Raw genomic sequence first — 19,639 nt, 5'->3', positions numbered from 1 at the left:
GTTTTTATACGCTTAGCGGCATCGTGACCAACCAGATGGGAAAGAATGTACGGGACGGTGACGCTTTCATTTTTATCAATGCGAATTGTACCTGTATGAAAATCCTCCATATGGAATATGGTGGTCTGGTGATATACCATATGAGGCTGGAACATGGGCACTTCCATCTGCCGGTCATAAATACGGAGGAAGGTCGGATTAAAGCGATTGAAACCTTCTGGAATGACCTTGTGATGATGGTTCAAGGAATGGACGGCAGCAAGGTCAGGCGTTATAAAAGGAGTGGTTTCCATGGGTTGTAGTTGTAACAAATTATAACATATACAATGCCGTATTCCGGCTGTTTTTTAGTATCTTAGCATCATATTTAAACGATTATGCCAACCGATAAGGAATTACTGATAAAGGATCTCATGCACAAATGCGACTGTCTGTATAGAGAAAACAGCCGGTTGAAGGAGATGGTGTCCACGCAGCCCCTTAAAGCTGCGGACAAAGAGGTGTATGAGCTTTATTGTCTGACAAGGATGCCATAATCGCCCAAAAGGAAGCAAAAATCAACAGTCTGGAGCAACGTGTATCCTATCTTGAACGGCAGTTGTACGGTAAGAAGGCGGAAAAGTTCATAAAGCCTGACGCCCAGGACCGCTGGCTGGATTTTGAAGGCTTTGACATGCTTCCCCAGGAGGCTGAAGCCGCAGAAGAAGCAGAAAAGGAGTTGAAGGCTACCAGAGAAGCGATCATCGCCCGTAAAAAAGCGGGGAAGCAGCATCCTGCGAGAAAATCCCTTCCGGAGAATCTTGAGCGTGAGGTGGTCCATATATATCCCGAAGGGTATAATCCGGAAGAGTGGACGCTCCTTCCCGGAGAGGAAGTGACCGAGATCCTTATGCACGAGCCCGAGAAGTTCTATATCCGCAGGATAGTGCGCCATACAGCCAAACGGAAGGGTACAAACGAGTTCAAGACCGGCCCGCTTCCCGTCATGCCAATAGCAAAGAGCTATGCCTCTGCCTCATTGCTGGCAGACATGATGATAGGGAAATATGTGGATCACATACCGTTCCACAGGCAACTGGAACAGTTCAAACGTGTGGGGGTACATCTCCCCGCGTCAACGGTCAACGACTGGTTCAAGGATGTGGCGGATTTGCTAAGGCCCCTTTACTTCCGATTATGGGAGCTGGTGATGCAGACTGACTACATACAGTCGGATGAAACGACAATCCCCGTGATGAATGACGAGAGACACAAGACGGTCAAAGGTTATATCTGGCTTGTGCGCAGTGTCATGACCGGACGTCAGTTCTTTTACTATGACAAGGGTTCCCGAAGTGGAAAGGTGGTGCTGAAACTCTTCGGCAAGTTCCGGGGAGCCATACAGACGGACGGATACGAAAGGTACGAGATGCTGGACGCAAGAAAGGTATTATCCTTCTTGGCTGTTGGGCCCATGCACGCAGACATTTTTGGGAGGCAAGAAAGAATGACATGCAGCGTGCCGACTATGCGCTCGCACAGATACAGTTGCTTTATGACGTGGAGCGTAAGGCTGACGATGAACGCCTGACTTACGAACAGAGGGCTGAACTTAGGGCACGTCTTGCATATCCCATACTTGTGCGCTTCGAGAAATGGCTGGTCAATGAATATCCCAAAGTAATGAAAGACAGTCCGATCGGAAAAGCCATAAAATATACATACGGAAGGTTCGACAAACTCTCCAGGTACCATTTGGACGGTCGTTACAGACCGGATAATAACGAGATAGAAAATAAAGTGCGGCCTGTCGCGTGCGGCAGACGTAATTACCTGTTCTGTGGCAATAATGATGCCGCTGAAGATGCGGCGGTGCTCTACTCGTTCTTCGGCTGCTGCAAGGCTGCCGGGGCTGACTTCCGCACGTGGCTGATCTACTTCCTTGAACATATACATGATTATGACGATGACTACTCGATGGATCTGGCCGAATTGTTACCTGACAATCTGTTATCCAAGGGCAAGATATTATCCGTTACGTCACCGGAATCTCCCAAGAAAGACTCCTGATACCTTCGTAAATCTCGCCTAAACACGGGAAAACTACCGTTTTATGCCAATCAAGACGGGAAAATAGGGAATAAAGTGCCGTTTTTATCTTCATTATCCCCGATAAATAGGGAAAATAAGGGAAAGAATACCCTTTTATACCAATTATGGCGGGAAAGTAGGGATAAAAATATCGCTTTATCACATTTGTCACAGGAAAATAAGGGGCAAAGGGGAAAAACTTCCTTTTATCCGCTCCATTAGTAGGGATAATATCAATTACTATAGAACCCGCACATCTTTGGGTTGAATTGATGTAACAATAAATCATAGAACGATAAAATGAATAAACGACATTATGAACATACGTTACCCAATATACGAGGGAGTTTATCGAATACTTACTATTCAAAACAGATGATTACGGATGGCGTTCCTGGCAGCTTTCGAAGATACCTGAAGAAAAACGTAATCGCCAGATTTGTCTAAGGGCAATAAAGGCCGAAAAGAGTAATTTTCCTGACATACCGGAAAAATACAGGAACAGTGACATACTTGAATCGCTGTTCGCACACAGGAATTTCATGCACTACCTGCATCTGATACCTTCATCCTCATGGAACAACGGAACAGTCCGTGATGCAATATACTCCCTTTACCGTGACGTACAGCAAAACGGAGGTTACCGGTACTGTTCAGAGAGGTATGAACAGCAGTTCTTATATGAAACAAGCGTCATGCTTTCTTTCGTTCCGCGACAAGCCAAGGATTTCAGACTTTGGAAAGAACTGATCCATGACGGACGTATCGCAACCATGACTATCGACAAAATGATGCCTAAATGTTTCAAACAGGCAGCATACTACAAGGAATGGGCCATACGCTGTATCAAGGAAGTGGATACACGCTGGCTTGACTATGACACCGTATGGAAGGCCATCTGTCACAAGACAGGCAACCTGCATGGCATTTTCGATTCATACGGACATTACGAGTGGTTCTCCAAACATGCGGATGATGCCATGGCTGACAAAGCAATGGAGCTGGAACCTAACCTGTTTAACAAACTTCCCAGACGGTTCCGGACACCGGAAAGACTTATTCATACACTTGAAGTAAAAAGAGAAATCAACAGTTACAACTTCATTCTTGAACCGAACCTGATGACGAAAGAGGTTTGTATGGCACTGGCCAGAAGGGATTCGTTCTACCCTGATATTCCATCGGAACGCTGGAACAGGGAACTTGTGGAATATTTCACCGAATACGGCCATAGTCTGCGCTGGCTCCCTCAACTGCCGAAGAAACTACAGACCAGAAAACTTGCCGAGAAGGTTCTCAAGGAGAAACCTCAATACTTCCATTATCTGCGGATGGAATTCATCACACCTGAAATGTCCAGGCTGTTATGTCAAAAAGACCAGGATAATATCCGGTATTTCAAGGAACGGGTCATGGAATTCCAAAAATATACAGGCTTCCAGCCGAATTCTATGGATGTGAAACGGATTTCAAGCATATCAGGGACCGTGATGACAGCCGCCGATACTGCCGTATAGGACTCGCTTACATCGCCTTACAAAAATGTAAACGCGGATGGCATGAAAGTGAATACTATCTTATCATGACACGCCATCCCAACCGATATATGCCTGCCAAGACAGTGTTCAGAAAACAGATTACTACATTCCACCGGACATGGCTGGAAAAGACAATATGTGACAACGACCCGCAATTCCGGATTCCGAAGATTCAAAAGGATTTGAAGGATGTACAGGCCATGCGGTATTATGAGGTGGAACATATCCGTACCATACTGGGTTGCGAAATATTCCGCAACTCTTTCATGGGGCAGACAGTGGAATACTGTATCCGCAAGGACGGGCTGACCTACCATGACAGGAACATGGAAAGGCTCGCCTCCGGCCTGCAATACAAGATCCGTCAATTGAAGGAGCAGGCTGTACTCCCCAAAGGAACAGATGACTCTATGGAAATCAATGCAGAAACGGTACACCGCAATATGGGGTATTGTCTGATTGGAATAGAAGCCTTTGCGGAAGACTACGGACTGGACATAGCCCGGACCTATACCCTGAAAGAGCTGAAGGACGTTATCCATGAACAGGGATACAAGCCTTCACTGGAGAAATACAAAAAAGAAGTCCAACATCTAAATCTTATCTGAATATGAATATTCTCCAAAAAAGAATTGAAAACCTGTGCGATGAAATCATCGGCAGGATACTTGCACTGATGAAGGTAAACTCGGTTTCCGAAGTAATACTGACAGACAATGACAATCCGGTTTACGTAATCTGGTTTGACAAGATAGGTGATCCGTGCGAATGTTCCGTACACAAGGTAACTGCTGTCGGAAAAGGAATCACACTTGAAGTCCATGATAAGATAACCGGAGAAAATTACAAGGTAACAAGCCGCCATGAGGCGGCTCTAGCCAATCCGGTATGGCTTAACGATATTCTGGAAGCCATAACAAACATCTTCCATATAAAAGAAGATAATGTTATATGCTGCAAATGCGGAAGTACAAACGTAACCTGTGAAGCGATGATAAATCCCAATACAAAGGACTTTGACCACTATACAGATGACTCTTTTCAGTATGGGTGGTGCGACAACTGTAAAACCGGAGTAGTCATAAGCGACACATCTGAAGTAAAGAAGGGAATATCTCAGAAATATAAAGAGTTTACAGAGACTTACAATACCGAACCGCAACTGGCCTTATGCCGTATCATCTGGAAAGATGATATGAAAGAAACGGAAGTTTCCATAGCACTCGAAAACATTCCGGAAGAGCATGATGATGCCATCTTCTTCTATTGCGACAGCCTGTCCGATTTCATGGCGTTGGCAGAATACGGAGGAGAAGACTTCATCGTTACGGAATGTTTTAACTTTACCAACTTGGAAAATGAGGAATAATTTATTTTCATCTTTTCAAAGTTGCCTGATATGTAAACTTTATATATATTTGCAGCATGAAACAGGAAAGGACCATATCAGCCTACAAGAATTATTTCATGGACTTTATCTCATCTCTCAGAAAAGAGGAAGCCCGTAAGATATACTACATTCTTGATATGCTGAAAGTACAGGAAAGGGTAAGCAGCAAGTTCGTAAAGTATCTGCGCGAAGAGCTCTATGAAATCCGTGCTGAATATGGAGGCAACATCTTCCGGGTATTCTTCATATTTGATGACGGGAACATCGTAATCCTGTTCAACGGATTTCAGAAAAAGACACAGAAGACACCGCCTTCTGAAATAGAAAAAGCATTAAAGATAAAGGAGGAGTATTATGAAAGCAAGAAATGAAAACCTGACCAGCATCGATGCTATCATGGATGCGGAATTCGGCAAGCCGGGAACACCTGAACGTGAGGAGTTCCGTAAGGAGCATACGCCTACTGCATGGGACAGATTATATGCGATGCCAGAAAGAAGGAAAAGATGACCCAGTCCGAACTGGCTGAAAAAATCGGGACCAACAAGTCCTATATCTCCAGAATAGAAAAAGGTATTGTAGATCCGGGTATCAGTACGTTCTGCCGTATCATTGATGCACTCGGATTGAAGATTGAAATTGTCAAACCGGTATTATAATGGAAAATTATCAGGAAAAAGCCAGAGAAAACTTTTACCGCAACCGTCCATACGGCATTCACATTGATTATGCCCGAAAAGGATTTGTACTGTTCAATCACTATACAAATAGTCTCGGCAAACAGGAAACCGGTTCTATTGAGGCCTTCCCCTTGAAAAGTTCGAGGATGTGGACGCGATACCATTGAACGGGAAAATTATAAAAAATGGTAACCAGACAACAGACATCTATTTCTATACAGACGATTCAAATCCTTACAAAAACATGAAGCTGGATATGGATGCTCTGAAACAGTATAATCGGTTCATTTATCCCCTGTCACTTTTTTTAGACAGGATATTATAACAAGACAGCGTGAATCATGATAAATTCACGGCTGTCTTGTTTTCTATGGCATAAACAGTAATCTGTATTCTTCTTTTCTTCTCCTTTCAATTGACGGAATTTTCTTTCCCTTATAGTGACAATATCGTATGAAGTCCGCATAAATGTCCCGGTTACCGGCTTCCAGTTTCCTTATCAACGTGCTTTGGGGTATCCTGCCATAACCGAGCAACCTATATGGTCCCACCTGGTATGCCAGACATGCAACCAAAAGCGAATCCTTTCCCAGATGACGGAACAACGCACACATTTCCTTCAGGTCTTTTCTCAGAATACTGTCTCCCTCACTTTCTGTCAGACTGACGGGAAACTTTTCCCCTTTTCTGATACGGTGACCGTATGCAACATACGGATAATGTTCCGGACCATGCCATCCTTCGTATTTCTTGATACACCTGACAGCCGTTTCCCAACGTGAGTCTTCCACATTCTCCTGTGCACGCAGGGAAGTTACCGTCATGGCCAGTACCACCAATGGCAGTACTGACCTTAGAAGTCTAACGGTTATTATAGGGCACCTCCTTCCTGAACTGACAAAGAATCTTCCACGGCATCCGTCTCTTCATCGCCTGCATCATTGAAGTCAAATTCCATTTCCGTCATGTTTCCCCAATTGTCCTCGACAACGACAATGAAGTTCTGCGCCTCGTCACATAGTGAAGTATAATACATCCTGAACTTCCGGTTCTCCAACAGATAACGGTCATTCGGTTTGAATTCAAGACCGTTGTCCAGTTCAGGGAACCTTCCCCGTCATATTGGAAATAACGGATCGTATAGACCGTACCGTCAAAATCGCCCTCACTTTTGAGTTCACACCGTATTTCCGCCGTCTCATTCCTGTTCAGTTCCTTGGGAACCGGCATTGTTTCCACGGTAAACGGATAACTCTGCTGGATTTCCAGCTCGGATTCGCACGAGGTCAGTACAAGACTGACCAGAACTATGCAGAACATGGCAATCTTGCCTGCCAGCCCAAATCCTTTTCTTATATTCTTTTCTGTCTTCATTTGTTTTCCTTTGTTTTTGTCAGATATTCATTCAAGTCCTTTAATTCATCATACAAACCGGAACAGTCCATAACCTTATTCCCGAAATGTATGTTCAAAGTCTCCAGTGCAGTAATCCCGGCCCGATCACGGTCAAGAAAGCACAGGATTTTACCGTAACCCTCCAGAACGGCATACGACCGTTCCAGATTGGATACAGAGTTCAGCACCAGGCAGTCCTCGTCCTTCACAATCCGCAATACCAATGCCGAAAGGAAATCCACAAATCCTTCAAACACACAGCACGTATCCTGTTTCTTTCCGGACAGGGACACACAGGAAATGTCCTTGGGAGAGATGCATCCCTTGAACATCGGGTTACGGAGTTCATAGCCGCCGCTCCGGTTCATGAAGCCTATGGCAAAATACCGTTTGCCCCGTATTCCGTATGCCACTTCCTTGCAGAATCTCCCGGCTATGGCCGGATCAATGCCTCTCTCTTTCAGGTAACCTTTCAATGCCTCATGACTCAGTTCCGTCACTTTCACGTCCTCGAATCCGGAAACGCGGGGTATCTTCTTACGTTCCTGTAAAGGCCGGAGGGGAAGGATGCCGGATTTCCCTGAAAGGAACTCCAGCTGTTCCATGAAACCGGTACTTCCGGTCAGTTCTCCGGCAAGATGGAAGATGTCACCTCCCTTTCCGAGGCCAAAATCAAACCAGACATTCCGCTGCGTATCCACCTTGAAGGATGCGGTTCTCTCATTTCTGAAAGGGGATCTGAACCAGACATCATTTCCTTTACGGGATACAGGCATATGCCCCAGATTTTCAAGAAAACCGACAAGGGAAATCTGTCTAATCTCTTCCAGTTCCATAACCCACTAATTTATCATAAAACGGATGCCGATTCCATACTGGGTATGGCAATGTCCGAGACTTCCGCCCCACAGGAAACGTTCACGCAAGGAAGCCGTCAATGCCACACGGTCGGCAAGGTATAGTTCCATCTCCAGCGTCAGGGCACAGCCGTACACAAAGGCATCGCCGTTTTTCAGAGTGGCCCCGTCATAGAGTTTTTTATCGGACCAGTTTACCGTCTCATATCCAGCCAGTGCCGATCCTCCCAGATTGAGGAAGAACACTTTTCCCGCATCGGAAAGGATATTCAGGTAATATCCGCCTTCTGCCGTAAACTGCGCCGAAGGGATGGTCACATGACGGTAACCGTGTTTCATATGCAGGTAATCCGCTCCATATACCCATTTGTTCCCGCCTTTGGCATAGCTTGAAAGTATCATTCCCATATAGTATCCGTTATCGGAAGCCATACCTCCACGCATTTCCACACCCTGCATCCTTGGCAGAATCCGCTGGGCTTCTGCCTGTCCTACGGAAAGGACAAGCAGCAATGCCAGCATATACAATACTTTCGTTCTCATCGTACCTTCAGTTCGTTGATGGTTTCCGCACGCACCAGGTCTTCGTTGACCACCTCAAAACTCTGGTGACGGCCACCCTGTTTCTCATACATCTCCACAACCAGTTTCTTATCGTTCGGTATTGTAAACTTGGGAAGGGCAAATACCGTACATTCCGAATCCCTGCCGTTTACACGTGTCACATAATTGTAGGCACGCAGCGGATAAATCACCTGCTCCTGCATGGCCGTACGCTTCATCACCTTTTTGTCCACCACCTTGAACGTAATGAAATCCACGTCAAAGGGCACATTCGAGGAGTTCTTTACCTGGGTATGGAAATAAAGCAGGTCATTATGGGTGTACAGTCCTTTGAGCAGATACTGGATACCGAAACGCTTGCAGCCGATATGACGGATACGGCGCTTGTCATTCTCATACACGGATTTCATGATAAGACGTACCAGACGGGGTGACTCGTTATCCAGCTCGGTCAGATAGATTTCCATGGCATTGTTGGGACGGTTCACCGATTCTCCGTCATGGATGAAATCACACATCTCCACATTCAGCAGCAGCGGCTCATCGGCATACTTCACGTTGAAGGTATAGAAGTTCCCGTCTTCGGTTATTACAGACATATTGGTCTCCTCCCTGAAATTTCGTGTCGTGGCCTTTACTCGGATTACATTCTCGGCACCGTCGGCCTTGCCGGCTATCAGGTTTGTAGAACCAAGATCCACATACTTGACCGGAGCAGGGAAAATGACATGGACAGTCTTGTCATACGTTATTTCCAGTCCATGCGGCGGAATCATCTGGCTGAAACCGATCTTGCGGGTCAGCCCCTCATAATAATCACCGCTACTCTGCTGCGCCCAGGCAGCCGATACGCCCAGTAAAAGGGCAAACATCATCAGAATCTTCTTCATGTGCTTTTGTTTAATGGTTGTCTTTTCTTTCATAGTTTCCTGTATTTCATTTCTCCGGTGAATGGAGCAGTACCCGGTGTCCGGCCTTCAAAGTAATCTTTACCGTACGCATCCGTTTGGATATGTACTGGGAAACGCCCTGTATCACACCTTTTCCCAGATCGGAGGCAATCTGCGCCCCGGCATCTGTGGAAATGTTGATGCTGCTGTTCATCGAGGTTCCCATGTTGGCGGCAATCTCCCTGGCAGCGTCATATTCCAGTGAACCCGGCACCAGGATTCCCTGCTGTCCGTCTAGATCATAGACTTCTAGCTCCACCGGCAGGATAGTTCTCTTGTATTCCACGGCATTGACCATGATTTCCAGCCGTTCACCCTGTATGCGTGTGCCACCTACCAGTACGGTCCCTTTCGGTATGAAACGTCCGGCAACGGACATGGGCTCGGTAAGCCGCAGGCGCAAGGCCTGTCCGTCGGATACGGTCTGTGTTCCGTGTACACAGGCAGCAATGGTATTGCCTTCCGTTACTGTCTTCCGGCCGACAGCCGTATTGAAACCGGCATTGCGTTCTCCCGAAAAGGCGGATATGAACTCTTCGTCGCTCATAGGTCTGGAAAGCGAGGATACCACCTCATTGTGAACCTGTTTCACCGGTATGGCTTTTTTGTCCTCCGCTTTTCTGACGGGAGAAGGAGTCTCCACTGCCTGACGGTTATTGTATTTGGCGGCCAGTTCGTATGATTTTTCCATCAGGGCCATCTTTTCCTCCATGCCTGACAGTGGCTCCTGTTTCTGCTGCTGTTGCTGCATACGCTCCAGTTCCTCAATCCTTTCCAGAAGCCTTTCCTTTTCCGGATCGGTCCGCGGTTCATAGATGCTTCCCAGCGTACGGTTCATCTCACGGTAGGCTCCGGCCGAGGAACTGACCGGTCCGGCATTTCCTTTTTCTGTTTCCGTTTCCGTGTTTGTTTGCCTCTCCGGTGGAATGTTATCGGGAAGACGGACACTGTCTTTCCGTTCCTCTTTGGCAAACATGGACTCCGCAGCTTCAAAGAATGTCTTCCTTTTCCTGCTTTCCTGTTCCATCAGAGCCTTTTCATAGGCATCCTTCTTGTTTCCTTCCAGGCGGCTGTCCTCGGGAGAAGGGATTTCCGTATTGAATCCCTGTCCTTTATCCTGCCGCTCCCGTTCCTGCCCGGAAGGTGAGAATATCAGATAGAAACTTCCCAGACACAGCAGGAACATCAGCGGATACACCACAAATCCGGCGCGTTTGCGTTTCTGTTCCTCACTCAGCGGCTTCCTGTCCTTTGAAGACCGGAGCCTGAACGGTTTCATCAGCCGTTCCATTACTTTCTTGACTTTTTCTTTCTCCATTTCTTACAATAGATTGAATGAACTCCATACGGAGTGAATCCTTTTCCATAAATTCCATTCCGGACTCCCGATTATTACTGCCTATAAACGGTCTGCATGCCGTATAGACACATGCGGCGGTAAACGGGACAAACAGTATCCAGAGAACGGCCTTGCGCTGTTTAACGGTAAGTCTGTGGCAGAACCTCCTGAGTTGAAGGTTCGCCTGTCTCGTCAGGTTCCTTTTCATCGCTCTACGCTCCTTATGTCCTTGTTTTCCAGTATGGTCAGATGTTCGATGATAAAGCCGTTGGGGTTGTCATCGGAACGGGACGTATTCTGAAGCTGGCAGTCAGTCACCAGCGAACGTTCCGTCACATTACTCTCACGGATAATCATCTGGCGGGCATACGTCCTGGCCCTGTAGGGGTATCCGGAAAAGTCGCAGACCACGCTGTCCACCCGTACCACCTGATTGATATTACCGGAAATGAGACGGTTGTAATATCCTTTCTCGGCAAAATCCACATAGTAATGATAGGCGCTTTTGTCCGCCAGCTGCAAGGCACGGTTGATATTGTGCTCGATGGCATCCTTCTGTGGTGACAGCCCGAAAAAAAGCTCATGGAACCTTCTTACATGCTCCCTAGCTTCAGCCGGACGGTTCTGTGAAAGATCCTGTGAAAGGGCAAGCATCAGTGACTTGCCGCCATCGAGTACATAAATTTTCTCACGCTGTTTCTCCGCAAAGCGGTATGAGTTCCACAGGGCAAAGACGGTCACGAGCGTGCAGCATCCGACAAAGACCGCAAGCATCAGGCGTATCCGTCTGAAACTGCTTTCAATATTGGTCAGTGATTTGAATTCCATCTGTTTTCATGATTTTAATGTTCCTGTTCAGTTTATTTTCCACGCAGACGCCCTCCGATATTTCCCAGTCCGGAACCTGCGGCACCGGCTGCAAATCCTCCGGTCTTGGTCGCGGTACGGTTGATGTTTCGGTTGTAGTTTCCGGCACCGCCTGCCTGCACAATCCATCCGGCCACGGTCGGCACGGTAAAATATCCGATGATACCTATCAGCATGAAGATCACATATACCGAATTGGAGTTGTCCAACGAATAGTTCGGATTGTTCTGGAGCTCCAGGATGTCGTTCTGCAGCATAAGTACCTGAATCTTGGCCAGCATACAGCTGAAAAGGTCACTCACGGGAAGCCACAGATAGACGGAAATGTAACGTGTGAACCACTGGCTGAGCGTGGACTGGAAACCGTCCCACACACTGAAGGCAAAGGCAATGGGACCGAGGATGGACAATACAACCAGAAAAAAGGTCCTTACCGTATCTATAAGCAGGGATGCCGCGGCAAAAAGCAGTTCCAGCAGACTGCGGAAGGCGTCACGGATATTCTTTTCCAGATTGTACATGCCCACTTCCATATACATGCCCATGCGGGTTGCCATGGCATCGGGCGACCATCCGAGCTCGTCCAGCTGACGGTCAAACTCCTCATCGCTGACCAGATAGGCCGTTTCCGGATTACGGAGCATGGCTTCACGTTCCAGCCTGTCCTTCTGTTCACGGTACTGCTGCATGTCCATCGTCTGCCCCTCAAGCATCTTGTGGGTTCCCTGCACAATCGGACTCAGCACCGTATTCATCGTTCCGAGTACCAGAGTCGGGAAAAGCATGATGCAGATGCCTATCGCAAACGGGCGCAGAAGCGGATACACGTCTATCGGTTCGGCACGGGCAAGCGACTGCCAGACACGGACGGCCACATAAAACAGGGCACCGAGTCCGGCAAGTCCCTTGGCCACATCCAGCATATCCCCGCAAAGGGGCATCATTTCATTGTAAAGGCTCTCCAGAATGGTATGGAGATTCGAGAAATCCACGGATAACAATACCATAGGTTACCAGTATTTGGAGGTGTCATTGCCATAGAGCTTCAGGACACGGTCAAGGTCATTCTTCTTGCGGGCACGCAGAAAACTCACGGCTATATTCCTGTTCGTATAGTAATTCACGAGATTGCGGTAACGGCGCATACTGGTATAACAGTCATCCACCACGTCCATACGGTCCTTGTCGGTCATGGAAAGGGTGCTGACGTTGATTACCTGCTTGAGGTCCTGCAACACCCCGTTGCTCTCTTCCAGAAGTTTGGTATAACCGAAAGCGATGGCATCCAGTTCTTCGGGAGAAAAGTTCTCGTCACCCAGCATCTTTTGGAAATTGGTCACGTAGATTTCCGACACGTCACCGACCATCAGGATGATCTCACTGACCTTACGGGCATCCTTCACCAGATTGTTGACGGACTTCAGGGCATCATAGTATTTCTTGTACTGCTGGTATATCTTCACCGTCTCCGCAAAATTCTGGGCGGTACTTGTCGCGGTTGAAGAGGTATGCACGATATTGTCCGACATGTTGATGATACTCTGGGCAAGGTTTCCCGGATCGGTCACCACCCACTGTGCCCGTATCTGTCCGGCAAGAAAAAAGGTTCCTGCACAAAGCAGCAGCAGTCTTTTTCTCATGGACGCACCTCCTTCCTTACATAGTCACCGTTCGGAGAAAAGGTCAATACGTCAGCCGCCTCATTGTAGGCGATGTCTATGCGGTAGCCGGTATTGATGAACAGGTTACCGTTTTCTTCCACCAGCAGATAGGTTTCCGACTTCAGCTTCCGTGTCTTTCCGCTGCGGGCGAAAACCGTCACCTTGTAGGCGTCCCCTTCCTTATATATAAGGACATCGGGCTTGCCTTCCACACTGCTCCATGAACCGCACAGGCGGTCACAGTCCTTGAACCTGCTTTCACTACAGCTCTGCAACAGCAGTGATGCCGCCCCGATCAGGCAGGCGGCCAGTCTGTACAACTGTCTGTTTTTCATGTCTTGTCTTTTTAATGATGTTGTTCTTGTTTTACTGAATCTCTCAAAGTCCCATCTTGCGTCTCTTTGGCTTCGGACTGACAGGGATGCGGACTTTTCCGGTCGGCCTGTCCTTACAGGCTGGCTGCCGGCATTCCTTGCGGATAATGGCATCGTCCTTTTTGTTTGGGGACTTCAGGCCAACCATGGTTTCAAACCTGGCATAAAGTTCCTTATAGGCCTTTTCTGACTGTTGCCGCCTGATTTCATCCGGGGAATTCCGGTCAATGCCGTATTTCATGAGAAAACAGGAATTAATGAAAGGGCTGTCAATATTCTTCGGGTTGGCGATGAAACCTCCCAGCTTTTCCAGTTCCCCGTACAGCTTGTCGAGATACTGTACGGGAGGAGGGGAACAAAGCCGCTCGAAGACCTTCTCCACAGCATGTGTCAGTCTTACATCGACCTCTACGGCATCAGGTATCTCGCCTCTGAGCCTTCTTTCCCTGTAATCTTCCGGTTCCATACTTTCAAGCCGGTGATACAGCTCATAGTCTTCTGAAAATCCGTAATATTCACGGATATCCTTCGGTATGTCCCATCCGTTCATCAGGGACCAGTAGAGACATTCAATGGTCTCCTTACGCTTTCTTTCATCCGATTCAAAACTGTCATTCATAACCGTCATGCTTTACCGTTTGACCTTTTCCTTTCCCTTCTCATTTCCGCAATGCGTTTCACGGCCAGTTCCAGATTTCCGCCCAGTTCCCTGGCCAGCTTCTGCAATTCCAGCTTTTCCGACTCTTCCGTGGTATATACGGCATATTCCTCATCGCTGACTTCCGTGGCATACACGGCCGAGTGGGTACCGCCAAGACCGATCCAGACCTCACGGTAGAAACGTCCGGGATGGTTGGCTTGGTTAATGGACAGGATCTGTCCGCGTTCCTTGTCGGTCAGTCCGAGAAGCCGCTGGATATGGTCGAACTTGTTCATGTATTTCCGCTGGTCAAGAAGAATCTTGCAGTCACTGTTGTTGATGATAGCTTCCTTTACGACAGGGGAACTGATGATGTCATCCACTTCCTGGGTGACCACCACGGCCTCACCGAAATATTTTCTGACGGTCTTAAGTAGGCTAAGCACCCGGCGCCTTATCATATTTCTATGGCAGGTTTCCAAAAGCTCGCCCCCGAACCGGACTTACACCTCTCAGCGTATCCGGCTCTCCACTAATTTCAGTCTATCTTTCCGTCATGTATCTTCTTGTGACAACTCCTGCACACGGCAATCGTCTTGCGTTTACGGGCAATCATGTGTCGTTCCCAGCTTTCCTTGCCCTGTAAGTTCTTTAGTTTCCTTACATGATGCATAACAAGGTCGTCTGTCGCTTCACATAATTCACACTCACGGGCTTTTAGTCTTTCAACAAGGCTTGTCCGCCCTGCGGTATAAATTGTCCGTGGCATAGTGTCACATTCCGATTTATAGGTGGGCTTTTTTCGTTTGAACCCACCATTATAAAAGTATCTTTCCTTTACACCTGTTTTAGTCATGTGCTTTATGGTAAACCTACCGTTCTTGCGATATTTCTTGTTTACCTCACGTGTGCGGCACTTGTATTTGCCTGCAAACGTTTTGTACATGCTGTATTCCATGATGTAACTGAAATTATTCAAGGCATGGGCGCAGTTGTTAGCTATGGAGTAATAGTTATAGAAACCCACGATTTCTCGATTATAACTATCAAGGATTTCAAGGTCGTCATTGAATATCAGTCCCGATTTACATTTCGGTTTCCATATTTCCTTTCCGTTACGGTTTGTCAGTTCCAAGACTCCCAAATTGAAAAGTTTTTTACGGACAGTTTCCATACTGACATTTAAGCAGACCCTTTTACCATAGGTTCTTCTTCTTAATCTACCCCGTTTATCCCTTTTTTGGTCGTTGGACTTTCTTACAGTGATTTCATATCCGAGAAATTTGGCAGGTCTTTCCGTGTGGGTGACAAGTGTCTTTTCATCGGACAGTTCCAATGCCAATTTATCAGCAAGGAAGTTTTTAATATCTTCCTTTATCTGTAGCGCATCCTGCTTGCTTCCGATAATTCCCACAAGAAAATCATCTGCATATCTTGCATATTTCATCCTTCTGTAATCGGCATCCATTTCTTCGCCGTTGGGATATTTAGCCCGTCCTTGTTCTATTGCTTTCAGTTCAAGGATTAGCTTTGTCCTTTGCCTTTCGTCTTTTACGGACTTCAATCTTCGCACAGTACGGCTTCTTGCATTTTTATAGTCCATACTTTCTCTACTGAATTTTCGTTTCTTCCCTTTGTCGAATTTGGCAGTGTATTCCTTTATATACTTATCCAGCTTGTCAAGGTATATATTAGCCAATATCGGGCTGATGATACCACCTTGCGGTGTGCCACTGTAAGTATTGTGGAATTGCCATTCTTCAATATATCCAGCTTTCAAAAACTTGCGTATCAATCGGATGAATCGTTCATCCGCAATGCGTTCCGAAAGAATGCTTATCAATACATCATGGTTTATATTATCAAAGAAGCCTTTTATATCTCCCTCTACAAACCATTTTGCACCGCTAAACTCCTTTTGGATATGAGTTAATGCAGTATGGCAGCTTCGATTGGGACGAAACCCATGCGAGGTATATTCAAAACTCCCCTCGTATATGGCTTCCAATACCATTCTTACCACTTCCTGTATCAACTTGTCATTGAAAGTCGGTACGCCAAGAGGTCTTTTCTTACCGTTTTTCTTCGGTATGTACACTCTCTTTGACGGTTGGGGCTGGTACGTTTCGTCTTTTAACGTATCAATCAACTTTTTAATTCGTTTCAGGCTCATGTTGTCAATGGTCTGACCGTCCGAACCTTTAGTCATGTTACCTTCTTTAGCATAAATACGCTGATAGGCAACATAGAACATTTCCTCATTGAACAAAATTCTGTAAAGGCGTTCAAACTTATAGCTTGCATCCTTACTGTGTTCTGACAGACTGTTTAATACTCTTTCTGGACTTCTCATAATGTCTCTCACATTTTCCGTTAATTGTATTAATAATTAGCTGCTTCCCTTCGCCATGTACAAGGTGTTACCTTGCTCGGACTACTATGGAAGCTCCGTTACCACTCCGAATTTTCATAGGTCAAACCTAATAGCCTTTCGGCACTTCGGGATAGGTAATCCCCGTTTATCACATCGTAACTGTTGGCATGATAGATTGTCGGATACGACTTCCGTCCTTTAATCGCTTACTGCGCTTGTGTCGTGATAAGTTCTTGCTACATTCATACCTATTCACTGAAGTATTATCACGATATGGCGGTTGATAGTTACCTTACGCCATAGCCTCAAGGGGGACCACTCAGACTATCGTTCAATCAATTCGGACTTTATCCTCATATCTATCTTTTCATCTCGCCATTCAGTCGCAGTTTGGTAACTAACTGACTTATGACTTTTCCGACATGCTACACTCCCTGCTCGGTTAAGTTTTCCCGAAACAGATAAGTCGGCTGATGATAGGTTATTTTTCAAAGAACACGTTCCTAATCTCTTGCCAAAGAGATATTTACGATGCAACCTTTACGGGCGCACAAAGATACTTTATGTACTCACTCATATTGGCGGACATCAGGCTTTCCAGCATTCCTCAATGAGTATCATCTTACGGATGCCTTTCAAACGGCGCATCTTAGCGATGAAGGTTTCCATGATTATCAGCGTGACCACGGGCAGAAGCACCTTGTTTCCGCTGATATTGTCCAGTTCAAATACGATAAAGCGCTTGTTGGTAAGATCCAGTTCCTTGTCCGAATTAAGCAGGAAATCATAATCACCGCCACGGTAGAACGGTTCCAGCACGTTCAGGAAACCGTCGATGTCAAAATCCTTCTCACGGACTTTCTTCTCCTCAATCATCCGGCGGTAGTCATCACGCACAAACTCGTAGAATCCGTTGAAATCGGGTCTGACATCCCTGTTTTCCGTTATCCTGCGGATGTATGCGTTCACCGCTCCAGAAAGGGCCACTTCTTCAGAACGCCTTGGGGCTTCATCCTCACGTTTCCAGAGTGTGAGTATCAGTGTCTTGATGCTTTCACGCTTTTCCACGTCAAATTCCCCGGAATCCGTATAGAACGGATTGAAGGCGATGGGATTGTCCTCCTCATAGGTGATATAGATACCGTCCTCGCCATGTGTCCGGTCATGAATCAGGCTGCAAAGTCCCTGATAGCTGTTTCCGGTATCCACCAGCAGGATATGGGTACCCTGTTCATAATACTGGCGGACAAGATGGTTCGTTAAGAAGGATTTACCGCTGCCGGAGGGACCGAGTATGAACTTGTTGCGGTTGGTGATGATTCCCTTGCGCATGGGCAGGTCACTGATGTCCAGATGAAGCGGTACGCCGCTCTGCCTGTCCGTCATACGGATACCGAACGGGCTGGGCGAACTGCGGTAATTCGTTTCCGAAGCAAACAGGCAGACAGCCTGTTCCAGAAAGGTATAGAAACTTTCCTCAGCCGGAAAATCGCCCGCATTGCCGGGAATACCAGACCAGTACAGCACCGGAGTATCTATCGTGTTGTAATGGGGTACGCATCCCATCAGGCAAGCTGGCTGCCGGTATCGTTCTTGATACGCCTTAACTCTTCCTCGTCTTCCGCCCAGGCCAGTACGTTACAGTGGCACCGTACCGGAACAAGCCCTTTCGTATGCGCCTCGTCAAGATACATTTCTGCCCATTCATAGTTCACGGCATTGCTGCGGCTGTATTTCGACAGGGACAGCATGTTGCGTGAGGTCTTTTCCATGCGTTGCAGGATTTCCTGCGCGTCATCGATGAACACGTACTGCGAATAGACATGGTTGCATGAAAGCAGGAGTCCTACCGGAGCCGCAAACGAAAGACGGCAGTCGCTACGGTCCGTGGATAAGCGCTCATAGCGCATGTCCGTGCCCACACTGCCGGGAAGGTCTTCCGTATCGGAAAGTACATGCAGGCAAAGACGTTTGTCACCGATGCGCATACGTTCCGGATCAAGGCAGATGTCCTGTAATACGGGGTGCGTGTCCTCCATACCGAGAGTCAGGTATCTTTCAATCAGCCCGGGACATTCTTCCGTTCCGACCACCTCTTCCGTTCTGAGACGCTTCATCCTGACATGCCCGAATCGTTCATGATACGCTCGAACTGCTCCACCGCCTCCAGGAATTTCACGACCGAATCCCAGTCCGTGATTTCCTTGGGAAGGATATACGCGGCACAGGGTACTGAAATCACTGCGGCGACGGGCACGTTCGCGTGTGGTCTTTGTCAGATACAGGAAGCAGCGGTGTCTGAGATACGGGCGTTCGTTGAAATGACGCTCATAGCTGCGGGACAGGAAACTTTCCGTCCCGTTTCCTTCGCTCCGGTAGTTTTCCTTGACGAACCAGTCCTGCTTGTACACGACCGAATAATTTGGAAGCACCTTCATGGCCTTTACCCAGGTACCGTGAATGGCTTCATATTCCGCCGCCGTCACCGTGTACAGTTCAGGCAGCTCGACCTCGAAGGCTACCGTAATGTCCGCATCCTTGCTTACGATGCAGTTGTTTTCCACGGCCAGAATCGGGAATCTGTCTTCCAGATCACAGGCCTTCAATACACTTCTCATTTCTTTCTCTTCTTTTTGGTTAATGCTCTGAATATTCTGCGACGGGCTGACAGATAGCGCGGATGGCGTTTCTCGGCCAGCATCTTCATCAGCCCATGCTCACCGTAGCGGGCATTCATGCGGAAAGTCAGCCATACGGCAAGGGTACCGGATATCGCCCCGAAAGACAGGCATACCAGCTGGCTGACACCGGCCATATACAGGACAACCACCGCAAGAAAGACCGATACAAGGCCTCCGGCAAAAAAGAACAGGTACTGTGATTTCAAGCCCTTGAACTCAATCGGACGGCCTGCTCCTTTGTTGATACGGTAATCCATGG

17 protein-coding genes and 6 pseudogenes are annotated in these 19,639 nt (G+C 47.3%); 8 read left to right on the top strand and 15 right to left on the bottom strand.

Translation table 11 applies throughout. The features are described 5' to 3' along the window. The 8 genes and pseudogenes from tnpB to DXA05_RS28435 form a co-directional block, all read left to right on the top strand. On the top strand, positions 1 to 302 hold a 302-nt coding region (tnpB, locus tag DXA05_RS17340; protein WP_128859418.1), incomplete at its 5' end, for an IS66 family insertion sequence element accessory protein TnpB. 75 nt (positions 303 to 377) lie between these two features. Further along, positions 378 to 2,049, top strand: a pseudogene (locus tag DXA05_RS17335) (IS66-like element ISBf10 family transposase). Between the two features lie 563 nt (positions 2,050 to 2,612). Further along, positions 2,613 to 3,587, top strand: coding sequence for a hypothetical protein (locus DXA05_RS27825; protein WP_284515597.1), 975 nt, complete (start codon positions 2,613 to 2,615; stop codon positions 3,585 to 3,587). Positions 3,588 to 3,652: 65 nt separating this feature from the next. Then, on the top strand, positions 3,653 to 4,216 hold the full coding sequence (locus tag DXA05_RS27820) for a hypothetical protein (protein WP_284515596.1): 564 nt from the start codon (positions 3,653 to 3,655) through the stop codon (positions 4,214 to 4,216). A gap of 2 nt (positions 4,217 to 4,218) precedes the next feature. Next, positions 4,219 to 4,977 (top strand): hypothetical protein, encoded by a 759-nt coding sequence (locus DXA05_RS17320; RefSeq protein ID WP_117652442.1) that lies wholly within the window; start codon positions 4,219 to 4,221, stop codon positions 4,975 to 4,977. Positions 4,978 to 5,033: 56 nt separating this feature from the next. Then, positions 5,034 to 5,369, top strand: coding sequence for a type II toxin-antitoxin system RelE/ParE family toxin (locus tag DXA05_RS17315; protein WP_007560861.1), 336 nt, complete (start codon positions 5,034 to 5,036; stop codon positions 5,367 to 5,369). Next, positions 5,353 to 5,657, top strand: a pseudogene (locus DXA05_RS17310) (helix-turn-helix transcriptional regulator). The gene DXA05_RS17315 and the pseudogene DXA05_RS17310 overlap by 17 nt, the downstream one beginning before the upstream one ends. Further along, positions 5,657 to 6,003 (top strand): annotated as a pseudogene (locus tag DXA05_RS28435) (hypothetical protein). The pseudogenes DXA05_RS17310 and DXA05_RS28435 overlap by 1 nt, the downstream one beginning before the upstream one ends. 43 nt (positions 6,004 to 6,046) lie before the next feature. Here the strand turns inward: DXA05_RS28435 and DXA05_RS17300 are convergent. The 15 genes and pseudogenes from DXA05_RS17300 to DXA05_RS17225 all read right to left on the bottom strand — a co-directional run bounded on the left by DXA05_RS17300 (position 6,047) and on the right by DXA05_RS17225 (position 19,637). After that, positions 6,047 to 6,502 (bottom strand): glycoside hydrolase, encoded by a 456-nt coding sequence (locus DXA05_RS17300; RefSeq protein WP_128859419.1) that lies wholly within the window; start codon positions 6,500 to 6,502, stop codon positions 6,047 to 6,049. A 47-nt stretch (positions 6,503 to 6,549) separates the two neighbouring features. Further along, a pseudogene (locus DXA05_RS17295) lies at positions 6,550 to 7,052 on the bottom strand (DUF3872 domain-containing protein). Continuing rightward, on the bottom strand, positions 7,049 to 7,909 hold the full coding sequence (locus DXA05_RS17290) for a toprim domain-containing protein (RefSeq protein WP_128859417.1): 861 nt from the start codon (positions 7,907 to 7,909) through the stop codon (positions 7,049 to 7,051). The pseudogene DXA05_RS17295 and the gene DXA05_RS17290 overlap by 4 nt, the downstream one beginning before the upstream one ends. Positions 7,910 to 7,915: 6 nt before the next feature. After that, positions 7,916 to 8,473 carry a conjugal transfer protein TraO gene (locus DXA05_RS17285; protein ID WP_117877804.1) on the bottom strand — a complete coding sequence of 186 codons (558 nt, stop codon included), beginning with the start codon at positions 8,471 to 8,473 and terminating at the stop codon, positions 7,916 to 7,918. Then, positions 8,470 to 9,384: a conjugative transposon protein TraN gene (traN, locus tag DXA05_RS17280; protein ID WP_117652471.1), complete on the bottom strand. Its 915-nt coding sequence runs from the start codon at positions 9,382 to 9,384 to the stop codon at positions 8,470 to 8,472. Before traN ends, DXA05_RS17285 begins: the two co-directional genes overlap by 4 nt. Before the next feature lie 46 nt (positions 9,385 to 9,430). Then, complete coding sequence (traM, locus tag DXA05_RS17275; RefSeq protein WP_117652435.1) at positions 9,431 to 10,735, bottom strand: conjugative transposon protein TraM; 1,305 nt, start codon at positions 10,733 to 10,735, stop codon at positions 9,431 to 9,433. A 252-nt stretch (positions 10,736 to 10,987) separates the two neighbouring features. Beyond that, positions 10,988 to 11,611 carry a conjugative transposon protein TraK gene (gene traK / locus DXA05_RS17265; protein ID WP_004326315.1) on the bottom strand — a complete coding sequence of 208 codons (624 nt, stop codon included), beginning with the start codon at positions 11,609 to 11,611 and terminating at the stop codon, positions 10,988 to 10,990. 32 nt (positions 11,612 to 11,643) lie between these two features. After that, positions 11,644 to 12,657 carry a conjugative transposon protein TraJ gene (gene traJ, locus DXA05_RS17260; protein ID WP_117652432.1) on the bottom strand — a complete coding sequence of 338 codons (1,014 nt, stop codon included), beginning with the start codon at positions 12,655 to 12,657 and terminating at the stop codon, positions 11,644 to 11,646. 3 nt (positions 12,658 to 12,660) lie between these two features. After that, positions 12,661 to 13,290 (bottom strand): DUF4141 domain-containing protein, encoded by a 630-nt coding sequence (locus tag DXA05_RS17255; protein ID WP_120141350.1) that lies wholly within the window; start codon positions 13,288 to 13,290, stop codon positions 12,661 to 12,663. After that, on the bottom strand, positions 13,287 to 13,646 hold the full coding sequence (locus tag DXA05_RS17250; protein ID WP_128859416.1) for a DUF3876 domain-containing protein: 360 nt from the start codon (positions 13,644 to 13,646) through the stop codon (positions 13,287 to 13,289). Before DXA05_RS17250 ends, DXA05_RS17255 begins: the two co-directional genes overlap by 4 nt. 43 nt (positions 13,647 to 13,689) lie before the next feature. Beyond that, entirely contained in the window at positions 13,690 to 14,304 is a 615-nt protein-coding gene (locus DXA05_RS17245) for a hypothetical protein (protein WP_181986296.1), read from the bottom strand. Between the two features lie 5 nt (positions 14,305 to 14,309). Continuing rightward, positions 14,310 to 14,756: pseudogene (locus DXA05_RS17240) on the bottom strand (conjugal transfer protein TraG); the annotation flags it as partial. A 107-nt stretch (positions 14,757 to 14,863) separates the two neighbouring features. After that, positions 14,864 to 16,678, bottom strand: a complete 1,815-nt coding sequence (locus tag DXA05_RS17235; RefSeq protein ID WP_117652430.1) for a reverse transcriptase/maturase family protein — start codon at positions 16,676 to 16,678, stop codon at positions 14,864 to 14,866. Between the two features lie 609 nt (positions 16,679 to 17,287). Beyond that, positions 17,288 to 19,317 (bottom strand): annotated as a pseudogene (locus DXA05_RS17230) (TraG family conjugative transposon ATPase). Beyond that, positions 19,314 to 19,637 (bottom strand): DUF4133 domain-containing protein, encoded by a 324-nt coding sequence (locus tag DXA05_RS17225; protein WP_117652429.1) that lies wholly within the window; start codon positions 19,635 to 19,637, stop codon positions 19,314 to 19,316. The pseudogene DXA05_RS17230 and the gene DXA05_RS17225 overlap by 4 nt, the downstream one beginning before the upstream one ends. Positions 19,638 to 19,639: the final 2 nt, after the last annotated feature.

Source organism: Bacteroides sp. AM54-2NS (genome assembly GCF_003602935.1).
GTDB classification, from domain to species: Bacteria; Bacteroidota; Bacteroidia; order Bacteroidales; family Bacteroidaceae; genus Bacteroides; species Bacteroides xylanisolvens.
This window is presented reverse-complemented; position numbering and strand designations above follow the sequence as displayed.

Bases quoted from the DNA above. Each gene is read 5' to 3' on its own strand.
- DXA05_RS27825 (WP_284515597.1), top strand. From the start codon at position 2,613: ATGCACTACCTGCATCTGATACCTTCATCCTCATGGAACAACGGAACA.
- DXA05_RS27820 (WP_284515596.1), top strand. From the start codon at position 3,653: ATGACACGCCATCCCAACCGATATATGCCTGCCAAGACAGTGTTCAGA.
- DXA05_RS17320 (WP_117652442.1), top strand. From the start codon at position 4,219: ATGAATATTCTCCAAAAAAGAATTGAAAACCTGTGCGATGAAATCATC.
- DXA05_RS17315 (WP_007560861.1), top strand. From the start codon at position 5,034: ATGAAACAGGAAAGGACCATATCAGCCTACAAGAATTATTTCATGGAC.
- DXA05_RS17300 (WP_128859419.1), bottom strand. From the start codon at position 6,502: ATGACGGTAACTTCCCTGCGTGCACAGGAGAATGTGGAAGACTCACGT.
- DXA05_RS17290 (WP_128859417.1), bottom strand. From the start codon at position 7,909: ATGGAACTGGAAGAGATTAGACAGATTTCCCTTGTCGGTTTTCTTGAA.
- DXA05_RS17285 (WP_117877804.1), bottom strand. From the start codon at position 8,473: ATGAGAACGAAAGTATTGTATATGCTGGCATTGCTGCTTGTCCTTTCC.
- traN (WP_117652471.1), bottom strand. From the start codon at position 9,384: ATGAAGAAGATTCTGATGATGTTTGCCCTTTTACTGGGCGTATCGGCT.
- traM (WP_117652435.1), bottom strand. From the start codon at position 10,735: ATGGAACGGCTGATGAAACCGTTCAGGCTCCGGTCTTCAAAGGACAGG.
- traK (WP_004326315.1), bottom strand. From the start codon at position 11,611: ATGGAATTCAAATCACTGACCAATATTGAAAGCAGTTTCAGACGGATA.
- traJ (WP_117652432.1), bottom strand. From the start codon at position 12,657: ATGGTATTGTTATCCGTGGATTTCTCGAATCTCCATACCATTCTGGAG.
- DXA05_RS17255 (WP_120141350.1), bottom strand. From the start codon at position 13,290: ATGAGAAAAAGACTGCTGCTGCTTTGTGCAGGAACCTTTTTTCTTGCC.
- DXA05_RS17250 (WP_128859416.1), bottom strand. From the start codon at position 13,646: ATGAAAAACAGACAGTTGTACAGACTGGCCGCCTGCCTGATCGGGGCG.
- DXA05_RS17245 (WP_181986296.1), bottom strand. From the start codon at position 14,304: ATGAATGACAGTTTTGAATCGGATGAAAGAAAGCGTAAGGAGACCATT.
- DXA05_RS17235 (WP_117652430.1), bottom strand. From the start codon at position 16,678: ATGAGAAGTCCAGAAAGAGTATTAAACAGTCTGTCAGAACACAGTAAG.
- DXA05_RS17225 (WP_117652429.1), bottom strand. From the start codon at position 19,637: ATGGATTACCGTATCAACAAAGGAGCAGGCCGTCCGATTGAGTTCAAG.